The organism is Micromonospora sp. NPDC002411 (assembly GCF_053592955.1).
Map to the genome: position 1 here is coordinate 1 of NZ_JBSFBM010000072.1, position 21,683 is coordinate 21,683.

The window sequence follows — 21,683 nt, forward strand, 5'->3', positions numbered from 1 at the left end:
GCCCGTGACCGCACCGGCGTGCACCCCGCGTGTGACAGTCGGTCGCGCGGGTAGTCGCCGGCATGCCGACCACTCTGATCACCCCGATGGCGGACCGGAAGCGCCTGGCGCGCCGGCTTGCCGGCACCGGGCGGGGCTTCGCCGAGCAGTACGGCTTTCGGGTGACCAACAATCCGGCGAGCCTGTTCCAGGTGCTCTATCTGGCGGTGCTGCTGGCCCGTCGGGGTGACTTCCGCCGGGCGTTGGACGGTGCCCGGGCGTTGCGCGACGAGGGCTGGGACAGCGCGGCAGGGCTGGCCCGTTCGCTGCACGAGGACCGGGTGCGGGTGCTGCGTGCCAGCGGTCAGCGAGGCGACGTGGACGCCCTCGCCGCCGTGCTGGGCGACCTGGGTCGCACAGTTGTCGAGCGATACCGGGGTGATCTGCGGAGGTTGCGGGCGTTGGCGCACCACGATCCGGCTCGGGAGCGGGAGCTCCTCGCCGAGCTTCCCGGTGTCGACGGCCAGGTCGTCGACCTGTTCCTCCGCGAGGCGCAGGCGTTGTGGCGGGAGGTCGCCCCGGTGGCCGACCGGCGCGCGTTGGCGGCGGCTCGTCGGCTCGGGCTGGGCAGGTCGGCGGATGATCTGGCCGGCCTGGCCAGCGGGGAGTCGGAGCAGCTTGCCTGGCTGGTGGGGGCGCTGGCGCGGGTCGACCTTGAGCACCGGTACGCGGAGGTGACGGGCCGATCATGACGTGTGGTGGCCCACACTTCGCCAAATACTGACCGAATGGAGGATGTTCTGTCGTATGGTTGGACCCGGCAGTGCTGGCCGCTCGGTTCGAGCGGCCATCCACCGCCTGGTGACGGCACCCGGTTCGGGTGCGGTTCACCGCCTGGGCAGGTTTGCGTGGCGCCCCGGGTCGCGGTTCGTGACCAGGGGGCGCCCGCCTGTCCCGGCGATTCGTTCGACCCTCGCCCCCGTGTCGTCCCCGGGGCCGCCACGGTCGCTCCGTAGGCCGGACCGCGAGGAACGACTCAGCGCGCAAGACCCGCCAGCAGGTTCACTGTCACGGCGATGATGAACGCCCCGAACAGGTACGACACCATCGAGTGCCGCAGCACCGTACGACGCATCTCGTTGCTGGTCAGGTTGGTGTCGGACACCTGGAACGTGGTCCCGATAGTGAACGCGACGTACGCGAAGTCGGAGTAGCAGGGCGGCTCGGGCTGGTTGAAGTTCACCCCGCCGTCCGGGCCGGTGTAGTAGATCCGGGCGTACCGGGCGGCGAACACGGTGTGCACCACGAACCAGGAGAGCACCACGCTCAGCACGCCCAGCCCGCTGTGCAGCTCGCGGGTCACACCGGGAGGCGCGCTCTGGGCGCTGGCCACGACCAACCCCACGGCCAGCAGGCTGGCCAGGCAGGCGACGAGCAGGAGCGCGTCGCGGACCGCCCGGTTCGGGTCCTCGTGCACTGCCAACCGGGCGGTCCGCTCGGCGTCCATCGGCCAGATTTTGAGCCACACCAGCACGAGCCAGCTCAGGGCGCCCACGTCCCAGCCGGCCAGCGCGGCGAGGGGCACTGGCAGCAGCAGCGCGAAGAGGCCGCCGGCGACGACGCCGGCCACCGCCACCACGGCGAGTTGCCGCGCGGCGGGGAAACGCACCTCCACGGGCCGGGATGGGCTGGTGTGGGTCATCGGTGACGAGTCCGTGTCCGGGCGGTCGACGTCACCGCCGGGTCAGATGCCGCGCAGATGCTGCGAGACCCGGTTGTGCTTCTTGTCCCGGGCCTGCTCGGCCCGCTGGGCGGCGCCCACCTCGGGTGCCGCCTCGATGCCGGCCGACCGGGCGACCTCGGTGCCGTTGGCGTAGTCCACCGGCGGCAGCGCGCGCAGCGCCTTCAGCACGTCCGGCGGGGCGCCCTCCCGTTCGGCCTCACGGACCACGTCGGCCTTCTCGGCCGGGTAGTCCAGGCTCGACAGGTACTGCAGGACCTCGGCGTAACTCGCCATGGCAGGGGCTCCCTCGGGCATCGATGTGGTGACGACCGGCGGCGGTTACCCGCCCGCCGGCCGGTCACGCCCGCCGGGCGCAGGAAACCCCGCCGTTTCCGCTGGGTCGCCGCGGGTAGTCGCAGACGCCGACGCGAGCCCAGAGGGAGTACGCGATGAACTACGACACCTTCATCGACCAGGTTTCCCAGCGCACCGCGACGTCGTCCGAGCGGGCGGTGGAGTTGACCCGGGCGGTGTTGGAGACGCTCGCCGAGCGGTTGACCGGCGGTGAGGTCCTGGACCTGGCCGTTCAACTGCCGCAGCCGTTGCAGTTGGTGCTCAAGCCGAGCCCGAGCACCGAGCAGGCCGACCGGTTCGGTGCGGCCGAGTTCGTCGCGCGGGTCGCGTTACGTGCCGGTGTGGAGGAGCCTGCCGCCGACGACGCCGTCCGGGCGGTCTTCACCACTCTGCGCGAGGCGATCACCGGTGGTGAGTTCGACGACGTGGTGACCCAGTTGCCGCGTGACTACCGGGGTCTGGTCGAGCAGGCGATGGCGCCGGGCGTGACGCTTCGTCGCGCCTGACAGCGGCCTTCCCGGTCACACACAGCTGTTTACCAGGGCAACCATCAATGTCCCGCTTGGCATGGCGATTCGGCCTGGCCTAACCTTGTCGTGCGAGGGGAGTACTTCCCACGAACCATTCCGGTCAGTACGGCGCGCCCGGCGCGCCTCGGGTGGTTGCCCATCACGGTGATGGGTGAAGGAGACCTCGAACATGACGGTGTTCGAGGAGACCCCAATGCGCGAAGTGTCGTATCTGTCCGCCGCCAGTGACCTGTCGTCGGTCGGCACGCCCACGCTGTGGGCGGTCACGATCATCGGCGTGGTCCTGCTGCTGGTGCTGGACTTCCTGGTCACCCGTCGCCCGCACGAGGTGTCCATGCGGGAGGCCATCGGCTGGTCGGCGTTCTACATCGCCCTGCCGTTGGCGTTCGGCGCCTGGATCTGGTCCCGCTACGGCTCCCAGCAGGGCGTGGAGTACCTCACCGGTTATCTGGTGGAGAAGTCGCTCTCGGTCGACAACCTCTTCGTCTTCATGCTGCTGCTGGCCGCGTTCGCGGTGCCGGCGGTGCTGGCCCAGCGGGTGCTGCTCTACGGCATCGCCGGCGCGTTGGTGCTGCGGGCCGTGTTCATCGCCCTCGGCGCGGCCGCCCTGCAGACCCTCGACTTCGCCTTCCTGCTCTTCGCGATCATCCTCATCGCCACGGCGGTGAAGCTGCTGCGTGACGCCCTGTCCGGGCACCAGCAGGAAGTCGACATCAACAAGATGCGCTCGGTGAAGCTGCTGCGCAAGGTCATGCCGGTGGTCGACGACTACCACGGCACCAAGATGACCGTCCGCCAGGGCGCGAAGCGGGCACTCACCCCGTTCGCCCTGGTGGTGGTCGCGGTGCTGGCCACCGATGTCGTCTTCGCTGTCGACTCGGTGCCGGCGGTCTACGGCATCACCGAGGACCCGTACCTGGTCTTCGCCACCAACGCGTTCGCCCTGCTCGGCCTGCGGGCGCTCTACTTCGTCCTGCACGCGGCGCTGAGCCGGCTGGTGCACCTCAGCTACGGCCTGGCCATCATCCTCGCGTTCATCGGCCTCAAGCTGGGCCTGCACTGGGCGCACGGCATCTGGGACAGCGTGCCGCAGATCCCCACCCTGGCCTCGCTCGGCGTGATCATCGGTGTGCTGGTGGTGGTCACCGTGACCAGCCTGCGCGCCACCCGGGGCGGCGACCTGCCCGAGGACCGCAAGGTCGTCGCCGAGCGGCACTGACCGCGCCGCGCCGGGCGACGAGGGGGTACGCGGGAAACCTCCCGCCCCCACCGGCGCGGGTGGTACGACTGTGCAATGGGAATCGTGTCACCGGGTTTTCAGGGTCGGCCCCGAACGCAGGAGCCGGCCCTGCCGCCTGGTCAGTACCTGACCGAGGACTTTCCGGTGCTCTCGGCCGGCCCGACGCCCCGGGTCTCCCTGGACACCTGGGAGTTCGTCATCTCCGCCGAGAACGGCAGCGAACACCGCTGGTCGTGGCAGGAGCTGATGGCTCTGCCGCAGGAGACGCCGCACGTGGACATCCACTGCGTCACCCGCTGGTCGAAGCTCGGCACCACCTGGCAGGGCGTCTCACTGGACACCCTGCTCGCCGACGTCGACACGGGGGCGCACTTCGCGCTCGCGCACTCCTACGGCGGCTACAGCACCAACCTGCCGCTGGACGACCTGCGCGGCGGCCGGGCCTGGGTGGCGCACACCTTCGAGGGTGCCCCGCTCGCCGCCGAGCACGGCGGCCCGGCGCGGCTGCTCGTGCCGCACCTCTACTTCTGGAAGTCCGCCAAGTGGGTTCGCGGCATCCGGCTCAAGACGATGGACGAGCCGGGGTTCTGGGAGACCGCCGGCTACCACGACTACGGGGACCCGTGGCGCGAACAGCGGTACCAGGGTGACTGAGCGCACCGTGGCGACGAGCAGCCCGCCCCGGACGGCCAACCGCTGGCAGGTCGGTCGGCTGGTGGAGCGCCGGGTGGAGACACCTACCGCGCAGACCCTGGTGCTGGAGGTGCCGGACTGGCCGGGTCACCTGCCCGGGCAGCACGTCGACCTGCGCCTGACCGCCCCGGACGGCTACCAGGCGGCCCGGTCGTACTCCATCGCCGGGCCGGTCGTGGACGGCCCGGGCGGCCCGCGCATCGAGGTGACCGTCCAGCGCGTGCACGACGGCGAAGTGTCCCCGTACCTCATCGATGTCTTCGGCGAGGGCGACCCGGTGGAGGTCCGCGGACCGCTCGGTGGGTGGTTCATCTGGCGGCCGGAGGAGACCGCGCCGGTGCAGCTCGTCGCCGGCGGCTCCGGGATCGTGCCGCTGATGGCGATGATCCGGGCCCGCCGCGCCGCCGGCAACAAGGCGGCGTTCCGGCTGATCTACTCGGTGCGCACCCCCGGTGACGTGATCTACGCCGACGAGCTTCGCCGCCGGGTCCGCGACGACTTCGGCCTGGACGTCGCGTACGTCTACACCCGCGAGGCGCCCGAGGGTTGGCGCGGCGACCCGCACCGCATCGGGCTCGCCGACGTCAACACGCACGGGTGGCCACCGGACCTGCAACCGCTCACCTACGTGTGCGGCCCGACCGCGTTCGTGGAGACCGTCGCCGACCTGATGGTGGGGCTCGGGCATCCGTCGCGGCGGGTCAAGACCGAACGCTTCGGCCCCACCGGCTGACGCACGCCCTGTCGAGGAGATCCGATGACCGAGATGTCGTACGTGGACGGCAACATGCTCGACGGCCCGATGCGCGAGCTGTTGACCGTGGACCTGAGCAGCGCGACGGGTCGCTGTGAGAACTGCGGGATGACCGGCTCGATGGCCAGCCTGCACGTCTACTCGCACGCCCCGGGTCTGGTAGCGCGCTGCCCGTCCTGCGAAGCGGTGATGATGCGACTGGTCCGTGGGCCGGACCGGGCCTGGCTGGACATGCGCGGCACGACCTTCCTCCAGGTCCCCATGCCGATGCAGCAGCCGTTCTCCGGCCCGCTCTGAGGAGCAGGCGCCCCGGTCAGCGGCGGAGGAGGTCGTAGGCCCGGGCGAGGTCGTCGGCCCAGGCCGAGTCGTGGTCCCGTTCGAACGCGCGGTGCAGGCGGTCGCGTACCGCCTCTCGGCGTAACCAGTCTCCCAGGAGGCTCGGCTTCCTCTTCAGGAAGTCGACTCTGCTGACCATCTCGGCCAGGTGACGGTCTGCCGACGAGGTGGGCGTGGCGTCCCAGACGTCGAGGAATCGTTCGACGCGCTCGCCGGCCGCGCGGGCCGCGTCGAGGAACGTCGCTGCGTCCTCGAAGGCCCCCAGTCGCGGCGGGTGGTGGGCGAGTAGCGACCGCCACACCGCGTCGAGGTACGCGTCGATGGCCTCCTGCTCGTCCTGGGGCCAGGTGCGCCACTCCTCGCGGGGGAGCTTGCCCAGGATGATGCCGGGGTACAGGTCCTCGGACACCACCAGCGACTCGAGAAACACCGGGAGCAGGCTCTTCACGTCGTCGCGGCTGCCGACGGTGTTGCCGAGGCTGATGGTCAGTGAGAACAGGTCGTGCTCGTCGACCAGCACGTCGCCCTTGCAGTGCGGGCAGCCGTCGAGCACCGCACGGCGCGGGTAGCGGGCGAACACGTCCCGAACGCGTGCCAGGGCAACCGCGAGATCGTCGTCCATCGGCTGATCCTCGCATCCACTGTCGACGACGGGCTCGCCGATTACTCGCGGGTGCGGGTGACCTGACCTGTCTTCGGCCTCCTCAGGGGGCATCAGGGCGTCGGGGTTGGGCCGATGGCCGACGGCCGGTGCGGACGGCGTACGCCCGTTTCATCTTGACGTAGTTGCCGCACCCGGCCATGGAGCACCAGCGGCGGGTCTGGTTGCGGGAGGAGTCGTAGTAGGCCCAGCGGCAGGTGTCGCGGGCGCAGACCTTGAGCCGTTGCCACGTGCCGTCCTCGGCGGACTGCCGGATGGCGTCGACCAGACCGGCGACGGCCTGGCCCAGGGGGGTGCTGGCGGCGTCGACCAGGCGATGACCGTCGTCCGCGAAGCGCAGCGCGATGGGCATCCCCGCCAACGCCTGGTTGAGCCGATCGAGCGCGCCGGGGTCGGATTCGTGGCCGGCGTGGCCGAGTAGCACCGCGCGCAGGCCCTCGCGGATCGTCGTGGCCAGGTCGAGGTCCGTCGGCCCGAGGTGTGCGTCGGCCGGCATCAGGTGCCGTTCGGCGAACCAGTCGCGGAGGAGGCCGGGGCTGGTCAACGTCTCGTGGTCGATCTGTGGCTCGACGGTGTTGACGAAGTCCCGGATCAGCCGGGCGGCGGCCGGCACGGCAGCGTCGTCGTCCACCGGTAACCCCCTGTCATTGACACCACCGTACCGCCTTGACAGGTGTGTCATCGCCTGCGAGGGTCGGAACTACACCAGTGAAACTGTTTTGCCGGTGTGACATCGGTCGGGAAGGGCGGGTCGTGGCCTCCACGCTCAAGGACGTGGCCCGGCTCGCCGGGGTGTCGATCAAGACCGTCTCGAATGTGGTCAACGGCTACCCCCACGTCAGCGCCGAGGTGCGGCGGCGGGTCGAGGCCGCCGTGGTCCAGCTGCGCTACCGGCCCAACGCCTCCGCCCGGACCCTGCGTACCGGGCGTACCGGGGTGCTCGCCCTCGTCCTACCGGCCACCCACCTGCCGTACGCCGACGATCTCGCCACCGCTGTCGTCCACGCGGCCGGACAGCGGGGCTTGCGCGTGGTCGTCGCGCACGACGACCAGCCCATGTCGTCGGGGCTCGACGACGTCCGCACGATGCCGGTGGACGGGATCCTGGTCGGTGCGTCCGGCACGCTCGACGAACCGGACGGCCCGCTGGCCGCCACCGGTCCACCCGTCGTCCTGATCGGGGGCGCATCGCACGACCAGCGGTGCGACCAGGTCCGGATCGACGCCGCACAGGCCGCCGAGGACGCGACGAACCACCTGCTGGGCGTCGGTCGCCGACGGGTCGCCGCAATCGGTGTACGCGCCACCGCCGCGCCGCAACCGGGCTCGACGGGATACCACCGGGCGCTGCGACGGGCCGGGCTGGTGCCCGGTCCCGTGCTGTCGGCGCAGCACCACCGGCGGGCCGACGGCTACCGCGCGGCCCGTGACCTGCTCAGCGGACCGGACCGCCCGGACGCGATCCTCTGCTCGTCCGACCCGCTCGCCATCGGCGCGATGCGGGCCGCCTTCGACGTGGGGCTGCGCGTCCCCGCCGACGTGGCGGTGATCGGCATCGGCGACATCGAGGAGGGACGCTACTCGCGGCCCACCCTGAGCACCGTCGCTGTCGACACCGGCTTCGTCGCCCGGGAGGCCGTGGCCCGCCTCGCCATCCGGATCAACCGACCGGACGCTGCGGTCGCCGACATCATCGCGCCGCACACAGTGCTTCCCCGGGAGAGCACCGACGCCGGGACGCGATGACCCGCGGCGGCCGGTGCACCCACCCAGCATGATCGTGCTGCGCGACGACGCCCGGTCGGTTGGACAACAGCCGCCTCGGTCGGTCAGAGTGGTCGGCCGTGAGATACCTGCGTACCGGCGGTCCCGCCGCGATCCGCCGGCCCCGGCCCGCCGACGCCGACGAGTTCGTCGCCGCCGCGCGGCGTAGCCGGGACCTGCACCACCCGTGGTTGGCCGCGCCGGGCACCCCCGAGGAGTACGACCTCTACCTTCGCCGGATCCGCCGCCGCGACAGCGCGGGCTACCTGATCTGTGACCGGGCCAGTGGTGCGATCGCCGGCTACGTGAACATCAGCGGGATCGTGCTGGGCGCGCTGCGCGGCGGGTTCCTGGGGTACGCGGCGTTCCTGCCGTACAGCGGGACCGGCCACGCCTCGGCGGGCGTCTCCCTGGTGATCGACCACGCGTTCACCACTGCCGGGTTGCACCGCCTGGAGGCGAACATCCAGCCGGGCAACGAGCCGTCCCGGCGGGTGGCCCGCAAGCTCGGTTTCCGGCTGGAGGGCTTCTCCCCGGACTACCTGTTCATCGACGGCGCCTGGCGCGACCACGAACGGTGGGCGATCACCGCCCAACCCACCGCCTGACCGGTCGGCCCGCCGATCCAAGATCCGCGCAACATCGGGGAAAGTGCTGCCTCACGAGCCGATGAGGCAGCAACATCCGGGATATTGCGCGGATCTTGCGGGCCGCCGGGCCGCCGGTCGTCACCGGGCGAGGGGACCGGTTTCCGGGGGCGTGGTGGGGGAGTCCAGCCACGTGTCGATGAGCGCGGTGAAGTCGTGGCCGGTCTTCTTGTTGACGTACGCGGTGAACGACGCCCGGGTCTGCTGGGTGTGCAGGTTCTCCTGCACCCAACCCCGTGCCAGGTCGAAGAACCGCTCGTCGCCCAGCGCCTGGTGCAGTTGGCGGAGCATCGCCGCGCCGCAGGTGTAGACGTTCGTCGCACCGAACTCGGCCGGGTCGGGCTTGCTCGGCGGGCCGTACTCCCTGCGCAGTTCCCCGTCGCGTTGCCGGCTCGACGCGACCAGCTCGGCGTCGGACAGCCCGTACTTGTCCTGCTCGTAGAGCTTCTGCACGTAGAGGGCCCAGCCTTCGTTGAGCCACATGTCGCGCCAGTCGGTGAGCGTGACGGCGTCGCCGAACCAGTGGTGGGCGTACTCGTGCACTGTGGTGAGGTCGAACATCCTGTCGCCGCGTTGCGGCTGGACCTCGCCCAGGGTGACCATCTGCTGGGTTTCCATGGCGGAGCCGGACTCGACCATGACGAGGCCGGCGGAGTCGAACGGGTACGGCCCGAAGCGCTCCTCCAGCCAGGTGAGGAAGCCCGGGGACCGCTTGAGCATCGGCAGGTACCGGGTGTCCTTCGCGCGGTACCAGGTGGTGACGGGGATGCCGCGCGGGCCGGTGGCGGCGAGCTTCTTGTACCTGCCGACGGCCAGGGTCGTCGCGTACGACGCAACGGGGACGGTGCTGCGGTAGGTGAAGGTGGTGCCGCTCTGCCCGACCGGGGTGCCGCTGGCGACTCCCGTCCAGCCCTTGGGCGCGGTGATGGCGATGTCGTAGAGCGCCTCGTCGGAGGGGTGTTCGTTGGCCGGGTACCAGGTGAAGGCCCCGAACGGCTCCTGCATCGTCCAGATTCCGCCCTCGCTGTCGACGGTCAGCCCGAGCGGGTGGGCATCGCCGCGTTTGGACGGCATCGGCGTGGTCGACGGCTTGCCGTGGTAGCCGACGACCACTGTGATCGGGACGTCCGCGCGGACCGGGGTCTCGACCACGAGCTTCTCGCGGGTGACCGCCGCCTTGGCGCTGGTGCCGTCGACGGTCACGGTGTCGAGGGTGTACGGCGTGAAGTCCAGGCTCACCGACGACGCGTCCCGGCTCGGCCGCAGGTGCACTGTCGCGGTGCCGGTGAGGGTGCGTTTCGTCGGTGACCAGTCCAGGTCGAGTCCGTAGTGCAGCACGTCCACGGCGTCGGTGCCACGCTCGGGGTAGAGCGGGTCAACGACCGGCTTCGACATGCCCGCCGCGAACGCCGCGTACGGGCCGGAGAGCGTGGGGGCACCGGACGGGGTCGCGGAGGTGCCGCCCTTCGTCGGCGCCGCCGGTGGGTCGGCCGTGCAGCCGGCGAGCAGCGTCATGGACGCCAGCACGGCGACGGTGGATCGGTAACGCACCTGTTCACTCCGGAGGTCGGGGACGTGTTACGCGAGCTCAAACGCTGTGGGCGCGGCCAGGAGTTGCCGGCGCCACTGTTGCGATCCGGTGAACACCCGGAAGGCGACCGGCCGGTTCGGGGACGTTTGTCCGGGCCCGCGACGGGAAACGGCCCGCAATGACGAAACCTCGTGTGGTGATCGTGGGGGCCGGGTTCGCCGGTTACCACGCGGCGAAGACGTTGAGCCGGATCGCCCGGGACCGGGCCGAGATCGTGGTGCTGAACTCCACCGACTACTTCCTCTACCTGCCGTTGCTGCCCGAGGTGGCCGCCGGGGTGGTCGAGCCCAAACGGATCGCGGTGCCGCTGACCGGGACGCTCAAGAACGTCCGGGTGGTGATCGGCGAGGCGGACCACGTCGACCTGCAGAACCGCTGGGTCGGCTTCACCCAGGCAGAGGGGGACAAGAATCGGCTGGCGTACGACCGGTTGGTGCTCGCCGTGGGCAGTGTCAACAAGTTGCTGCCCATCCCCGGGGTGACCGAGTACGCGCACGGCTTCCGTGGCCTGCCCGAGGCGGTCTACCTGCACGACCACATCATCCGGCAGATCGAGCTTGCCGAGCAGGCCGAGGATCCGGCCGAGCAGCAGGCGCGGGCCACGTTCGTGGTGGTCGGGGCGGGTTACACCGGCACCGAGGTCGCCGCGCACGGGCAGTTGTTCACCGACGCGTTGCACGCCCAGCGGCCCCGGCTCACCGTCCGGCCCCGCTGGATGCTGCTCGACGTCGCGTCCCGGGTGCTGCCGGAGCTGGACAAGCGGATGTCGGACACCTCGCACCGGGTGCTCGAACGGCGCGGTGTGGACGTCCGGATGGGCACGTCGGTGGCCGAGGCGACCTGCGACGGGGTGAAGCTCACCGACGGCGAGTACGTGCCGACCTGCACCCTCGTGTGGTGTGTGGGGGTGCGGCCCGACCCGTTCGTCAACGAGCTGGGGTTGCGTACCGACCGGGGCCGGTTGGTGACCGACGAGTTCCTCAACGTCCCCGGCTACCCGGAGGTGTACGCCATCGGTGACGCCGCAGCGGTGCCTGACCTGGTGAACCCGGGCAAGGTCTGCGGGATGACCGCCCAGCACGCGCAACGGCAGGGCAAGCGCGCGGCGCACAACATCGCCGCGTCGTACGGTTTCGGCAAGCGCAAGCCGTACAAGCACCACGACCTGGGCTGGGTCGTCGACCTGGGCGGCAAGGACGCGGCGGCGAACCCGTTGCACGTCAACCTGGGCGGGCTGCCGGCGAAGGCGGTCACCCGGGCGTACCACCTGATGGCGATGCCGGGAAACCGCACGCGGGTGAGCGCCGACTGGGCCCTGGACGCCGCGCTGACCCGGTCGGCGGTGCAGCTGGGGCTGGTGCCGGCCAACGCGGTCCCGTTGGAGAGCACCTCACCGGAGGTCGCGAGCCGGGCCCGCTGAGCGGGCACCGCCCGGCGGGGCCGGATCGGGCCGGAGCCGACGCGGCCCGTACTCCCGCAACAGGGTCTGGACGATGCCGGCGGCGGGGATGGCCAGCAGCGCGCCGAGCAGGCCGGCCAGCTCCGCCGCGAGCAGCACGCTGACCAGCACGGTCAGCGGGTTGAGCCGCACCGCCCGGGACAGGATGAACGGTTGCAGCAGGTGGTTCTCCACCTGCTGGTAGACCACGAAGAAGACCAGCACCACCACCCCGGCGGTGGGGGAGTGCAGGAATCCCGCCCCGGCCGCGATCACCGCGCCCAGCGTGGCGCCGACCAGCGGTATCAGGTCGGCCACCGCCACCAGCAGGGCGATCACGGCCGCGAACGGCACCCCGGTGAGGGCCAGCACCACGTAGGTCAACAGCCCGCAGATCACGCTGATCAGCAGGTTGCCGGTGAGGTAGCCGGTGACGGACCGCGACACCTCCCGGCCGACCCGGCGCAGTCGCTCGCCCTGACCGTCCCCGGCCGCCGCGAGCACGCCGCGGGTGATCCGCGGGGCCTCCAACACCATGAGGTACGCCAGCACGATGACCGTGACCAGCCCGGCGACCGTCTCGACCACGCCCCGCAGCACGCCCACAGCGGGTTGGCGCAGCCGGGTTCCGAGGTCACGCAGTTGGTCGGAGTGTTCGTCGACGTAGCGTCGCGCCCCGGTGCGTTCCAGCAGGCGCCCCAGCGGGCCCTGGCCGGCGCGGGCCTCGTGCAACAGTCCGGGTGCCCGGTCGGCGAACCGGCCCACCTCGTCGAACAACGGCACCAGGATGAGCGCGGCCAGGATCGCCAGCAGCACGAACGCGACGAGGAACACCAGCAGCGTGGCCACTGACCGGCGCCGGACGAGGCGGTGTTGCAGCCGGTCGACGAGGGGCTTGAGCGCCACGGCGAAGAACGCGGCGACCACGGCCCAGGCGAGCACCCGGCGGGTCGCGTACACGAACGCCAGCGCTAACGCGCTCGCCAGCACCAGACCGATCACGATCAGGGTCCGGCGGGCCGTCGCCCGATCGTCGGCGTTGCTCATCCGCCGCGCCTTCCCCGCCGGGGGCGTCGGAAACCCGGCATTGCGGACGCATCGGTGATCAGCGGCCGACGGTGTCGTCCATGTCGGTAACGGGACGGGCGCCGGCCACGAACGTGTCGAGCGCGGCGGCGTGCAGCAGTCCACCGGGCACCGGGTCGCGCAGGGCCGCCACCGCCAGCCGGCCGACCGGCAGACCGCCGGGGCGTGACGTCGCGGCCAGCACCAGGTTGCCGTACCGCCGGCCGCGCAGCATCCGCCGGTCACCGACGACGCACACGTCGGCGAAGACCGCCCGCACCGTCGCGACCTGCGCCCGCGTGGCGACCAGTGGCGGCAGGTCCGTCACGTTGAGCAGGTACGTCCCGTCCGGGCGGAGGACACGGGCCACCTCGGCGGCGAACTCGACAGTGCGGACGTGCCGGGGCATCTGGGCGGCCCGGTAGATGTCGGCGATCACCACGTCGTACCGGCCGGCCGGGGTGGCGGTGAGCGCGTCCCGGGCATCGGCGACCTCCACCCGTACCTCGGGCGGCAGCGGCGGCAACTCCCGGGCGACCAGCTCGACCACCGCCGGGTCCCGTTCGACGACCCGCTGCGGGGAGCCGGGTCGGGTGGCGGCCAGCCAGCGGGGCAGCGTCAACGCGCCGCCGCCCAGGTGCAGGACGTGCAACGGGGTGCCGGCCGGGGCGGCCACCCGCACCGCCGAGGCGATCCGCCGGACGTACTCGAAGTGCAGGTGTCGGGGGTCCTCGACGTCCACGTACGACTGTTCGACGCCGGCGGACAGCAGCGTCCGCCCGGTCCGCCGGACCGGGTCGACGACCAGTTCCAGCCGGTCGGCGGCGCGGTTCATGACCGGCACGCTAGCCGAGCCGGCGGTCCGGCCCGGCGGTGACCCGGCACGGCCGACGGGCCGGCGGAGCGGGGTGTGACCCCGCCCGCCGGCCCGCCCGGGTCACGGTGGCCGGTCAGCCGCCGGCCATCCCGGCCCCGACCTCGTCGATCGCGTCGTCGACCTGGTGGGCGAGGTCCACGTCGAGCGCGGTCACCCCGTTGGCCTGACTGGTCCGCACGGTCAACACCGCGGCGGTGTCCCCGGGACGCCCGATGCTCGGGCCGCGGCCGTTGTCCTGGCGCAGCCGGTCGAGGCGGGCCAGCACCCGGTCCAGGTTGTCCGGCGGCAGCGCGACGACCCGGTAGAGGCCCTCGCTGTCGCCGGACCAGTAGGGCAGGTCGTCCAACGCCGCGTCGATCTCGTCGGCGTCCAGGGTGGGTGTGGTGGTGGACGCGCCGACCAGACCGCCGCCGGCCTCCGGCGGATTGAGCAGGTCGCGCAGCCCGTCGGGTACGTGCAACGACTCGACCAGGTCGCCATCCTGCTCGGCGAGCGCGGCCATCGTGGCCTCCGCCTGGTATCGGGCCTGCTCCGGGGTGTTGCCGCTGATCCGACCCACCTCGGCCAGGAAGCCGGGAAGGTCCTGGTGCCGTTCGATGCCGTCGACGGGCAGCACGTCGTGCAGCGACGCCGGCACCGCCGCGAGCAGCCGCTGCCGCTCGGCGGTCTCCAGGGCGAAGGCGAGGACCAGAACGGTCGCCTCGGTACCCACCTTGGCGGTCTTGAAGTCGACCCCGGCGCGACGCCGGACCTCGTCGACCAGGTCGTGGTAGCCCATCGTGCTCACGCCGGCCGCGCCGCTCGGCGGGGACGGTTGCGGCCGCGGGTTGTCGGCGCTGCCGAGTTGCGGCGGGGCCGGGCCGCCGCGCGTACTGTCCGGTTTGTGGGGTCCGGCCGGCGGTGGGCCGGCTCGCTTGCCTGCCTCGAGGCTCGTGAGTTGCTTGGAGGCGCTCAGGCTGGCGCCGATCTCGCTGGGCTGGCGACTCTGTTCGCGGGCCTGCCGGGCCAACGCCCGACGCCTCTGGTTGTCGCCTTCCATCTGCTTGCGCATCGTGGCACCCCTTCCGCTGGGGATCGTGGCTGCGACAGTCGCCTTCCCGCCGTCGAAGAGAAGGAAACGGGGACCGCCGGCCGGGTCGGCAGGGCCTTCGTCGACGCTTCATCCGGCGGGGGTGAGGGGTGCTCACCCGCACGGCCCGCACGATCACCTCAGGACCAACGTTCTTCCGAGGTACGCGGAAGGAAGGTCGTCATGAAGCAGATCGTCGAGATCGTCCCCGCCCGACCCGGCTGGTACGCGCGCTGGCAGGTCACGCCCGAGGCCACCAGGTGTTACCCGGTGAGCCTGTGGGCGCTGCTGGAGGAGGCCGACGGGACCGGCCGTGAAGTGGTCGGCATGGACTGCATCGGCCAGTGGCCCGGCGCGGACGACAACGAGGCGGGTGGGCAGTTCGTCCGCTATCTGTACCAGACGCCCGATTCGGGAGAGCCCGAGGACGTTGAACCGCCCCCGACCGGCGAACTGCGTGAGAGCGGGCCCCGGCTCCAGCCGATGACGGCACCCTAGACATTCCTCCGGCCCCCGACCCCAGGTCCCAGGGTCGGGGGCCACCCCGGCCCGCCCGGGGTGGCCGACGATCAGCCGGTGGCGCGGAGGTCGTCGTGGTCGACGGCCAGCAACTCGGCCAGGCCCGTGCGGTCGAGCATCCGTTGCAACTGGGGGCTGACCCCGGTCAGGTGAATCACCCGAGCGCTCCGCTGCACCACCAGCAGCGCGCTGAGCCCGGAGGAGTCGCAGATGCTGACCCCGGTCAGGTCGATCAGCACCTCGTCGTCGCCGCGCAGGTCGGCTGCCACGGCGGTCAACTCGGGCGCGGTGTCGTAGTCGAGGTCGCCGGTCAGCCGGAGTCGGACGTGCCCGGCGTCGAGCCGGGTTGCCTCGATGGTCAACAGCTGATCGGACATCCCGTCATTTTCCCAGTCGAGCGGCGAAACGCAAAGCGGGGCGCGGCCGATCGCCCTCCGAATGCCCTGAGGTGCCACTATCCGCCGACCGGCGTAGTGTGGCCTGAAGGGTTTCGACAATGCGCCGGTCTCCGGCGCGCGCACGGGCAGACGACAAGGAGTGAGGCTCAGCTGGTGACTGCTTCCGACGTCAGGGACATAGACCCGGGCGACGGACGGCTTCCCACGCCGAGTACGACACGGTCCCCGGCGTGGTCCGCCGACGTGCCGCCCCGGTCCTCCGCCGCGCTGCCGCCGCTCGCCCCGGACCGCGATCTCGCCGCCCCCGACTGGTTCGAGGTCGTCGAGCATTTCCGGGAGGGACTGATCGTCTGCGACGCCGACGGCGTCGTGCGGCACGTCAGCCCGATGGCGGAACGCCTGCTACCCGAGGTCACGTCCGGCGAGACGCTGGACGCGGCCGGTGTGCCCGAGATGGCCGAGGGCGACTTCACCCATCGCGGGCGCCGGCTCAGCGCCCGCCAGGTGCCCCTCTCCGGAGCCCGCTGCTGCTGGTACGTCGAGGACGTCACCGACCGCGTCAGCGGCGCCGACGCGTTGCTCGCCGAACGGGCGCGTTCGACGTTCCTGGCCGTCGTCGGCGACAAGCTGGGCAATCCGCTGCACCCCGACCGGGCCGCCGCGGCGGTCGTCCGTCTCGCCGTACCGACCCTGGGCGAGGTGGCCGTGCTGGTGCTCGCCCCACGTGGCGGTCGGGCTCGCTGGTGGCGGGCCTCGCGCACCGACGACGAGGCCCCGACGGTGGACAGCGGGACGCTGGCCGGCGGTGACCTGCCGGCTGCCATCGCCGACGGGCTGACCGGGGTCGAGCCGCACGCGGTCGACTGGCTGGTCGAGCAGGCGGTCGACGCCGGCTGGCTGCCCGCCCTCGCCGGCACCGAGAGCGCCGCCCGGGTCGTTCCGTTGCCCGGTCGGGACGCGCCGGTCGGTGTGCTGCTGGTGGCCCGCCGCGCGACCCGCTGGTACGACGACGCCGACGTGGACCTGATCCGCGCGTTCGCGGCCCGCGCCGGCGCGGCGCTGACCACCGCGCTGCTCTACCGCGACCAGGCGGAGGTCGCGGACACTCTCCAGGCCAGTCTGCTGCCGGTCGAGCCGGCCGAGGCCGCGGGCGTGCAGTGGGGCACCGCGTACCGGCCCGCGCAGGCGGGGCTGCGCATCGGCGGCGACTTCTACGGCTCGCACCGGCTGGCCGACGGAGGCTCGGTGTTCTTCCTCGGCGACGTGTCCGGCAAGGGCGTCGAGGCGGCGGTCTTCACCGGCCAGTTGCGGCAGTGCCTGCAGGCGTTGCACCGGCTGGAGTCGCACCCTGGGCGGTTGCTGCGGTTGCTCAACGACGCGCTGTTGGAGACCACCCAGGCGCACGGCCAGGGCCGCTTCGCCACGATCGTGCTCGGCGTGGCCCGCCCGCAACGCGACGGAGGCCTGACCCTCACCATGGCCGGCGGCGGGCACCTGCCGCCGCTGGTGCTGCGGACCTCCGGCGAAGTGGAGTCGGTGCCGCTGCGCGGCATGCTGATCGGGGTGGTGCCCGACCCCCGCGTCGGTGAGGTGACCGTACGACTGGCGCCGGGGGAGACCTGTCTGCTCTACAGCGACGGGGTGACCGAGGCCCGTGGCGGTCGACGCGGCGACGAGCAGTTCGGCACGGAACGGCTCGTCGCTGCCGTGACCGGCTGTCAACGGATGCCCGCGCCGGCCCTCGCCGAGCGGGTGGAACAGGTCACCTGCGACTGGTTGGGGCACGGCGACCACGACGACATCGCGGTGCTGGCGCTGCGGGCGACCGCCCCGGGCGGGCGTGGGTCGCGGCACCTGCACTCGGTGCCTGAACTGACCGATACCGCCCAGCAGGGGGAGACCGACGCGTGACCATCGCCACAACGGCCGCCGACCCGGCCGGGGCTTTCGCTGGCTACCTGGACTGCCTCGCCGACGCCGACGAGTACGGCGCGATCGACCTGGCGATCGGCCTGCTCGACGATGGCGTACCGGCCGAGCGGGTGCTGCTGGACCTGGTCGCGCCCGCCCAGGCCGAGGTGGGCGAGCGGTGGGCGCGCAACGAGTGGAGCGTCGCCCAGGAGCACGCGGCCACCCACATCAGCGAGCAGGTGGTGGCGGCGGTGGTCGCGCACGTCAACCCACGCCCGACCGGCGGACGGGTGGTGGTGGCCTGCATGGACGGCGAGTGGCACGCGCTGCCGCCCCGGCTGGTGGCCGAGGTGCTGCGGTTGCGTGGCTGGCAGGTGACCTTCCTGGGCGCCAGCGTGCCGGCGGCACATCTCGTGTCGTACCTGCACCGTTACGACGCGCACGCTGTCGCGTTGGCGTGCGCGCTGCCGATGCGGCTGCCGTACGCCCACCGGATGATCGAGGCCTGCCGTCGTTCAGACGTACCCGTGGTGGTCGGCGGGCGTGGGTTCGGCACGGACGGCCGGTGGGCGCGTCGGCTCGGCGTGGCCTGGGCACCGGACGCCCTCGCAGCGGCCGACCTCATCTCCGACGAGGGGGCGCTGCGCGCGGTGCCGCCGGCGCGGTTGGCGCACCTGGCCGACGACGAGTACGCCAGCCTGGTGCGGCGTCGGGGTGAGCTGATCGACGGCGCGTTGGCCGACCTGCTGGAGCGGGTGCCGGCGGCGCGCTCCTACAGCGCCACCCAGCTCGACTCGACGGTGAGCGACCTGGGTCACATCGTGGACTTCCTGGCCGCGGCGGTCTACGTCGACGACTCGTCGTTGTTCACCGAGTTCGTCGAGTGGCTGGTGGAGATCCTGGTGAGCCGTGGGGTGCCCGTGGAGGCCGTGGCCCTGCCCTTCGACCACTACGGTGTCGCGTTGCGTGACTTCCCCCGAGCGGCGCGTGTGCTGGCCCTGGGACGCGCCGCGCTGCCCGTCGTCAACCGCTGACGGGGCCGTTCGGCGGCCGCTCTGGGTCGATCACCGCGCCCTCGGCCGACGAGTCAGCTCTGCGTATACTTGCCGCACTGCAAACGTCCCACCACGGGTGGAGCGAGGGGGAGTACGGTGACGTTCAGTGTCAGCCACGTCGAGCGCGACGGCGGGGGCGCCGCCCGTTTGCGGCTCACGGGCGAGCTGGACCTGAGCACGGCCCCGCAGTTGACCACCGCGATCGAGGAGCTCGCCGCCGCTGGCGAGACACGGGTGCTGCTCGACCTCACCGACCTTACGTTCTGCGACTCCACCGGCATGGCGGTCTTTGTCCGGGGAGACAACCAGGCGGCAGCCGAGGGAGGCTGGCTCCGGCTCACCGGGGCCAGCGGGCGGGTCGAGCGGGTGTTGCGGGTCACCGGCCTCGCCGACGTGTTGCGCCACGACCCGGAGTCACTCGACCCGGCGTCGCAGACCGCCCAGTGATGGGCTAGATTTCCCCGCCAGCGCGGTGACCGTCAGGTCCCGTCCCCGCCGACCCGAGGCAGGTAGTGATGGGCGCAGACAGCCCGCAGCCGGTACGCATCCTGGTGGTCGACGACGACCCGGGTGACGTGCTCATGATCGAGGAGGCGTTGGCGGATTCCGACGTCGACAAGGTCATCGACGTGGTCAGCGACGGCGAGGAGGCGATGGAGTTCCTCCGCGCCGAGGGCCGGCACCAGCAGGCCCGCCGGCCGGACGTGATCCTGCTCGACCTCAACATGCCGCGGATGGACGGTCGGCAGGTGCTCGGCGCGGTGAAGCAGGACGAGGACCTGCGGACCATCCCGATCGTCGTGCTGACCACCTCCAACGCCGACACCGACATCGTGGGCAGTTACACGTTGCAGGCCAACGCGTACGTCACCAAGCCGATCGACCTGGACGACTTCAACGACGTGGTGCGCCGCATCGACGAGTTCTTCGGCCGGGTGGTCGTGCTGCCCAAGCGCGTCTGACGCGCGACTCCCGCGCACGCATGCTGAACATTTTTCCCGAACCCCCTCGGCCGTCGTGGTCTGGGCCGAGGATCCAGGTGGGGAAGTAACAGCAGCTGCCTGGGGGGGGGCGACAGTATGAGGTTCTCCGTCGTTGAGACCGGTTACGACCAGCGGCAGGTGGATTCCTGCCTGGACGAGCTGGGCATCCGGTTGGCCCGGCTCGCGGCGCGGGCCCAGGGCGCGGCCGGGGCGGGCCGTGAATGGGACGAGATCCGCGAGGAGGCCGCCTGGCTCAGCGGGCTGCTCCGACGGCTCGACCTGGGCGACACCGCCGGCAGGCGGCACGCCGGTGACGCGACGCGGCGCGAGGCTGCCGACCTCCTGGCCCGCGCTCGCGTCGAGCTGGACGAGGCCCGCGAGGAGGCCCGGCAGGTACGGGAGCAGGCGTACGCGGAGGCCGTGCAGGCCCGCCGCGACTTCGAGGCGGCGCTGTACCTCCGCCGGCGGCGTGAGGCCCAGGTGGACGAGATCCTCGGTCAGCTCACTGTCGACCAGGTGCCCGCCGACACCCCGACCGCGGCTGCGGGCGTACCCGGGAGTCGGGTGGGAGTCGGCGGGCTGGACACGAGCGCGGAACCGCCCTCCGGCCGTCGCTGACCCGGCCGGGCCGCGACGTGGGCGGCCGGCTCAGGCGGTGAGCGCCGCCGCGACGATCGTCGCCCGCTCCTCGTGCTGGGCGTACGCGTCGGGGTAGGCGGAGATCTGCACCGACTGGGCGGCGTAGGTGACGCTCATGTCCTGCCAGCCGGGGACCTCGTTGAGGGCCGTGTAGAAGGCCCGCGCGGCGTACGAGGGGCGCATCAACTCGGCCACCGTGCCCCAGCCGCTGCTCGGGCGCTGCTGGAACAGCCCGACCGAGTCGTGGTCGGACCCACTGCCCTGGTTCGGGTAGTTGGCCGACTCCGGCAGGACGTCGCTGGCCAGGTTGTAGAGGTTGCTCTCCTGCATGGCGGTGGACAGTGCCACCACCAGGGCGCGGCGGGGCATCTTCATGTCCAGGCCGACGTCAACGATGATCTTCGCGTTGTCCATCTGCGCCTGGTCGAGGCCGGCGACCGGTCGGGGTCGGCGCGGCTTGACCGGCTTCTTGGGTGCCTTGCGCGCGACGGTGGGGCGTGGTGTGGGCTTCGCCGTCGGGCTGGGCAGGATCCGCGCGGGGGCGATGTCGCGGTCCAGCGATCGGGAGGCGCGCTCGTCGGCGATCGCCGCACGGTCGGCCACCGCCTCGGCAAGTGGCTCCACCGGGCGGGACGTGTCGTCGCTGCTGCCCAGCGCGGTGGCCACCGCGACGAGGCTGAGGCAGCAGGTGACACCGGTGGCCAGCGCCACCCGGACCGGGGTCGAGCCCAGCAGGCTGCGACGGGGCGGCTCGGAGGCGCGGTGACGGCCGATCGTCCGTTCGGTTGATGCGGCGTCGTCCGATTGGGTGGTCGGGCGCGCGTCGGTCAGCTTCTGGTCGGAGGGGTCGTCGGGATGCACCTGACGAGGCTAAAGACCCAAATGCTCGATATCGTCCGCCGGTACGGTGGCATGCGCCACACTTTGCCCCGATCAGGGGGACTCGATGGCGCAAAACGTCAGCGGAGCGGAGCAACCCCACAGATCAGGCGAGACGGTTATTTCCGATTCGGGGCGTGATTGCGGTCGCCACGCCGGCCGCTGCACCCGCCAACCTCGCCCTGCGTGACGGTCCGTCGAACGGCCAGCTGCGAGTCCACCGAACGGCCCACCGGATTGTTGACCGAACGATTCCAGCCCGAAACGCTCCGATTCAGCTTGATCCACTCGGGTTCCCCGAAGTGGGGGTATCCGAGCCGTACGGATACCCCCACTTCACCGATGCCGAGTGGATCATCGTGTCGAGGAGGTGCTGCCGACCTGTCGCGCCCTGCTCTCGCCGTCAAACCCGCCCATGATCGTGCTCGAACCAGGAAATAGTGGCCTCGACCGACGCACGAGGCCACTACAACCAGGATCGAGCACGATCATGCAGCGGTGCAGCGGTGCGGCCGCGCGGCGACCGGTGCGGTGTGCCAGGTCAGACCTCGCGGCGGGTCGTTTCGTTGGGGCTGGCG

The 21,683-nt window shown here is 71.8% G+C and carries 25 protein-coding genes; 15 read left to right on the top strand and 10 right to left on the bottom strand.

Annotated elements, in window-relative coordinates; translation table 11 throughout:
- Window positions 1-62: 62 nt before the first annotated feature.
- Window positions 63-731, top strand: coding sequence for a hypothetical protein (locus ACWCO3_RS11610; protein WP_145782572.1), 669 nt, complete (start codon window positions 63-65; stop codon window positions 729-731).
- 284 nt (window positions 732-1,015) lie between these two features.
- Here the strand turns inward: ACWCO3_RS11610 and ACWCO3_RS11615 are convergent, their stop codons facing one another.
- Together ACWCO3_RS11615 and ACWCO3_RS11620 are read right to left on the bottom strand one after the other, a co-directional pair.
- Window positions 1,016-1,681, bottom strand: a complete 666-nt coding sequence (locus ACWCO3_RS11615) for a DUF1345 domain-containing protein (protein ID WP_450009767.1) — start codon at window positions 1,679-1,681, stop codon at window positions 1,016-1,018.
- Between the two features lie 42 nt (window positions 1,682-1,723).
- Window positions 1,724-1,996: a DUF2795 domain-containing protein gene (locus ACWCO3_RS11620; RefSeq protein ID WP_088989827.1), complete on the bottom strand. Its 273-nt coding sequence runs from the start codon at window positions 1,994-1,996 to the stop codon at window positions 1,724-1,726.
- 155 nt (window positions 1,997-2,151) lie between these two features.
- Between ACWCO3_RS11620 and ACWCO3_RS11625 the strand changes: the two genes are divergently transcribed.
- From ACWCO3_RS11625 to ACWCO3_RS11645, 5 genes are all read left to right on the top strand, one after another.
- Window positions 2,152-2,562: a DUF2267 domain-containing protein gene (locus tag ACWCO3_RS11625; RefSeq protein WP_145782568.1), complete on the top strand. Its 411-nt coding sequence runs from the start codon at window positions 2,152-2,154 to the stop codon at window positions 2,560-2,562.
- A 217-nt stretch (window positions 2,563-2,779) separates the two neighbouring features.
- Window positions 2,780-3,805, top strand: a complete 1,026-nt coding sequence (locus tag ACWCO3_RS11630) for a TerC/Alx family metal homeostasis membrane protein (protein ID WP_145785680.1) — start codon at window positions 2,780-2,782, stop codon at window positions 3,803-3,805.
- A 75-nt stretch (window positions 3,806-3,880) separates the two neighbouring features.
- Window positions 3,881-4,480 (top strand): sulfite oxidase-like oxidoreductase, encoded by a 600-nt coding sequence (locus ACWCO3_RS11635; RefSeq protein WP_145782566.1) that lies wholly within the window; start codon window positions 3,881-3,883, stop codon window positions 4,478-4,480.
- A 7-nt stretch (window positions 4,481-4,487) separates the two neighbouring features.
- Window positions 4,488-5,252: a ferredoxin reductase gene (locus ACWCO3_RS11640; RefSeq protein WP_450009783.1), complete on the top strand. Its 765-nt coding sequence runs from the start codon at window positions 4,488-4,490 to the stop codon at window positions 5,250-5,252.
- A 24-nt stretch (window positions 5,253-5,276) separates the two neighbouring features.
- Window positions 5,277-5,570 (top strand): DUF6510 family protein, encoded by a 294-nt coding sequence (locus ACWCO3_RS11645; protein WP_145782564.1) that lies wholly within the window; start codon window positions 5,277-5,279, stop codon window positions 5,568-5,570.
- Between the two features lie 16 nt (window positions 5,571-5,586).
- On the opposite strand, the gene ACWCO3_RS11650 is transcribed toward ACWCO3_RS11645, so the two are convergent.
- Together ACWCO3_RS11650 and ACWCO3_RS11655 are read right to left on the bottom strand one after the other, a co-directional pair.
- Complete coding sequence (locus ACWCO3_RS11650; RefSeq protein ID WP_145782562.1) at window positions 5,587-6,231, bottom strand: hypothetical protein; 645 nt, start codon at window positions 6,229-6,231, stop codon at window positions 5,587-5,589.
- A gap of 82 nt (window positions 6,232-6,313) precedes the next feature.
- A complete protein-coding gene (locus tag ACWCO3_RS11655) occupies window positions 6,314-6,901 on the bottom strand; it encodes a CGNR zinc finger domain-containing protein (RefSeq protein WP_145782560.1) in 588 nt (195 codons plus the stop codon).
- Window positions 6,902-7,023: 122 nt separating this feature from the next.
- On the opposite strand from ACWCO3_RS11655, the gene ACWCO3_RS11660 reads away from it, so the two are divergent.
- A complete protein-coding gene (locus ACWCO3_RS11660) occupies window positions 7,024-8,016 on the top strand; it encodes a LacI family DNA-binding transcriptional regulator (protein ID WP_450009771.1) in 993 nt (330 codons plus the stop codon).
- A gap of 98 nt (window positions 8,017-8,114) precedes the next feature.
- Window positions 8,115-8,642 carry a GNAT family N-acetyltransferase gene (locus tag ACWCO3_RS11665; protein ID WP_167524842.1) on the top strand — a complete coding sequence of 176 codons (528 nt, stop codon included), beginning with the start codon at window positions 8,115-8,117 and terminating at the stop codon, window positions 8,640-8,642.
- A gap of 120 nt (window positions 8,643-8,762) precedes the next feature.
- Here the strand turns inward: ACWCO3_RS11665 and ACWCO3_RS11670 are convergent, their stop codons facing one another.
- Window positions 8,763-10,232, bottom strand: a complete 1,470-nt coding sequence (locus tag ACWCO3_RS11670) for a M1 family metallopeptidase (protein WP_358164597.1) — start codon at window positions 10,230-10,232, stop codon at window positions 8,763-8,765.
- 158 nt (window positions 10,233-10,390) lie between these two features.
- Between ACWCO3_RS11670 and ACWCO3_RS11675 the strand changes: the two genes are divergently transcribed.
- Window positions 10,391-11,692 carry an NAD(P)/FAD-dependent oxidoreductase gene (locus ACWCO3_RS11675; protein ID WP_145782554.1) on the top strand — a complete coding sequence of 434 codons (1,302 nt, stop codon included), beginning with the start codon at window positions 10,391-10,393 and terminating at the stop codon, window positions 11,690-11,692.
- On the opposite strand, the gene ACWCO3_RS11680 is transcribed toward ACWCO3_RS11675, so the two are convergent.
- The 3 genes from ACWCO3_RS11680 to ACWCO3_RS11690 all read right to left on the bottom strand — a co-directional run bounded on the left by ACWCO3_RS11680 (window position 11,663) and on the right by ACWCO3_RS11690 (window position 14,703).
- Window positions 11,663-12,757: an AI-2E family transporter gene (locus tag ACWCO3_RS11680; protein WP_450009773.1), complete on the bottom strand. Its 1,095-nt coding sequence runs from the start codon at window positions 12,755-12,757 to the stop codon at window positions 11,663-11,665. The genes ACWCO3_RS11675 and ACWCO3_RS11680 overlap by 30 nt on opposite strands.
- Window positions 12,758-12,815: 58 nt before the next feature.
- Window positions 12,816-13,610, bottom strand: a complete 795-nt coding sequence (locus ACWCO3_RS11685) for a spermidine synthase (protein WP_145782550.1) — start codon at window positions 13,608-13,610, stop codon at window positions 12,816-12,818.
- A 115-nt stretch (window positions 13,611-13,725) separates the two neighbouring features.
- Window positions 13,726-14,703 (bottom strand): DUF2267 domain-containing protein, encoded by a 978-nt coding sequence (locus ACWCO3_RS11690; protein WP_450009775.1) that lies wholly within the window; start codon window positions 14,701-14,703, stop codon window positions 13,726-13,728.
- A 201-nt stretch (window positions 14,704-14,904) separates the two neighbouring features.
- Here ACWCO3_RS11690 and ACWCO3_RS11695 point away from each other — a divergent pair, with 201 nt between their 5' ends.
- Entirely contained in the window at window positions 14,905-15,219 is a 315-nt protein-coding gene (locus tag ACWCO3_RS11695; RefSeq protein WP_145782547.1) for a hypothetical protein, read from the top strand.
- A 71-nt stretch (window positions 15,220-15,290) separates the two neighbouring features.
- On the opposite strand, the gene ACWCO3_RS11700 is transcribed toward ACWCO3_RS11695, so the two are convergent.
- Window positions 15,291-15,617: an STAS domain-containing protein gene (locus ACWCO3_RS11700; RefSeq protein WP_145782545.1), complete on the bottom strand. Its 327-nt coding sequence runs from the start codon at window positions 15,615-15,617 to the stop codon at window positions 15,291-15,293.
- 174 nt (window positions 15,618-15,791) lie between these two features.
- Between ACWCO3_RS11700 and ACWCO3_RS11705 the strand changes: the two genes are divergently transcribed.
- The 5 genes from ACWCO3_RS11705 to ACWCO3_RS11725 all read left to right on the top strand — a co-directional run bounded on the left by ACWCO3_RS11705 (window position 15,792) and on the right by ACWCO3_RS11725 (window position 20,205).
- The gene (locus ACWCO3_RS11705) at window positions 15,792-17,549 is read left to right on the top strand and encodes a PP2C family protein-serine/threonine phosphatase (RefSeq protein WP_145782543.1); all 1,758 of its coding nucleotides are present in this window, start codon (window positions 15,792-15,794) and stop codon (window positions 17,547-17,549) included.
- The gene (locus ACWCO3_RS11710; RefSeq protein WP_450009779.1) at window positions 17,546-18,583 is read left to right on the top strand and encodes a cobalamin B12-binding domain-containing protein; all 1,038 of its coding nucleotides are present in this window, start codon (window positions 17,546-17,548) and stop codon (window positions 18,581-18,583) included. The genes ACWCO3_RS11705 and ACWCO3_RS11710 overlap by 4 nt, the downstream gene beginning before the upstream one ends.
- 117 nt (window positions 18,584-18,700) lie before the next feature.
- Window positions 18,701-19,051, top strand: a complete 351-nt coding sequence (locus ACWCO3_RS11715; RefSeq protein ID WP_145782539.1) for an STAS domain-containing protein — start codon at window positions 18,701-18,703, stop codon at window positions 19,049-19,051.
- A 68-nt stretch (window positions 19,052-19,119) separates the two neighbouring features.
- A complete protein-coding gene (locus tag ACWCO3_RS11720; RefSeq protein ID WP_145782537.1) occupies window positions 19,120-19,566 on the top strand; it encodes a response regulator in 447 nt (148 codons plus the stop codon).
- Window positions 19,567-19,683: 117 nt separating this feature from the next.
- Window positions 19,684-20,205, top strand: coding sequence for an ATPase (locus ACWCO3_RS11725; RefSeq protein ID WP_357932715.1), 522 nt, complete (start codon window positions 19,684-19,686; stop codon window positions 20,203-20,205).
- A gap of 30 nt (window positions 20,206-20,235) precedes the next feature.
- Here ACWCO3_RS11725 and ACWCO3_RS11730 read toward each other — a convergent pair whose 3' ends face one another.
- Complete coding sequence (locus ACWCO3_RS11730; protein ID WP_450009782.1) at window positions 20,236-21,087, bottom strand: hypothetical protein; 852 nt, start codon at window positions 21,085-21,087, stop codon at window positions 20,236-20,238.
- Window positions 21,088-21,683 lie beyond the last annotated feature (596 nt).

What these genes read in the sequence shown, in the direction of transcription:
- ACWCO3_RS11610 (WP_145782572.1), top strand. Translation starts at nt 63, where the DNA reads ATGCCGACCACTCTGATCACCCCGATGGCGGACCGGAAGCGCCTGGCG.
- ACWCO3_RS11615 (WP_450009767.1), bottom strand. Translation starts at nt 1,681, where the DNA reads ATGACCCACACCAGCCCATCCCGGCCCGTGGAGGTGCGTTTCCCCGCC.
- ACWCO3_RS11620 (WP_088989827.1), bottom strand. Translation starts at nt 1,996, where the DNA reads ATGGCGAGTTACGCCGAGGTCCTGCAGTACCTGTCGAGCCTGGACTAC.
- ACWCO3_RS11625 (WP_145782568.1), top strand. Translation starts at nt 2,152, where the DNA reads ATGAACTACGACACCTTCATCGACCAGGTTTCCCAGCGCACCGCGACG.
- ACWCO3_RS11630 (WP_145785680.1), top strand. Translation starts at nt 2,780, where the DNA reads ATGCGCGAAGTGTCGTATCTGTCCGCCGCCAGTGACCTGTCGTCGGTC.
- ACWCO3_RS11635 (WP_145782566.1), top strand. Translation starts at nt 3,881, where the DNA reads ATGGGAATCGTGTCACCGGGTTTTCAGGGTCGGCCCCGAACGCAGGAG.
- ACWCO3_RS11645 (WP_145782564.1), top strand. Translation starts at nt 5,277, where the DNA reads ATGACCGAGATGTCGTACGTGGACGGCAACATGCTCGACGGCCCGATG.
- ACWCO3_RS11650 (WP_145782562.1), bottom strand. Translation starts at nt 6,231, where the DNA reads ATGGACGACGATCTCGCGGTTGCCCTGGCACGCGTTCGGGACGTGTTC.
- ACWCO3_RS11675 (WP_145782554.1), top strand. Translation starts at nt 10,391, where the DNA reads ATGACGAAACCTCGTGTGGTGATCGTGGGGGCCGGGTTCGCCGGTTAC.
- ACWCO3_RS11680 (WP_450009773.1), bottom strand. Translation starts at nt 12,757, where the DNA reads ATGAGCAACGCCGACGATCGGGCGACGGCCCGCCGGACCCTGATCGTG.
- ACWCO3_RS11685 (WP_145782550.1), bottom strand. Translation starts at nt 13,610, where the DNA reads ATGAACCGCGCCGCCGACCGGCTGGAACTGGTCGTCGACCCGGTCCGG.
- ACWCO3_RS11690 (WP_450009775.1), bottom strand. Translation starts at nt 14,703, where the DNA reads ATGCGCAAGCAGATGGAAGGCGACAACCAGAGGCGTCGGGCGTTGGCC.
- ACWCO3_RS11695 (WP_145782547.1), top strand. Translation starts at nt 14,905, where the DNA reads ATGAAGCAGATCGTCGAGATCGTCCCCGCCCGACCCGGCTGGTACGCG.
- ACWCO3_RS11700 (WP_145782545.1), bottom strand. Translation starts at nt 15,617, where the DNA reads ATGTCCGATCAGCTGTTGACCATCGAGGCAACCCGGCTCGACGCCGGG.
- ACWCO3_RS11720 (WP_145782537.1), top strand. Translation starts at nt 19,120, where the DNA reads ATGGGCGCAGACAGCCCGCAGCCGGTACGCATCCTGGTGGTCGACGAC.
- ACWCO3_RS11725 (WP_357932715.1), top strand. Translation starts at nt 19,684, where the DNA reads ATGAGGTTCTCCGTCGTTGAGACCGGTTACGACCAGCGGCAGGTGGAT.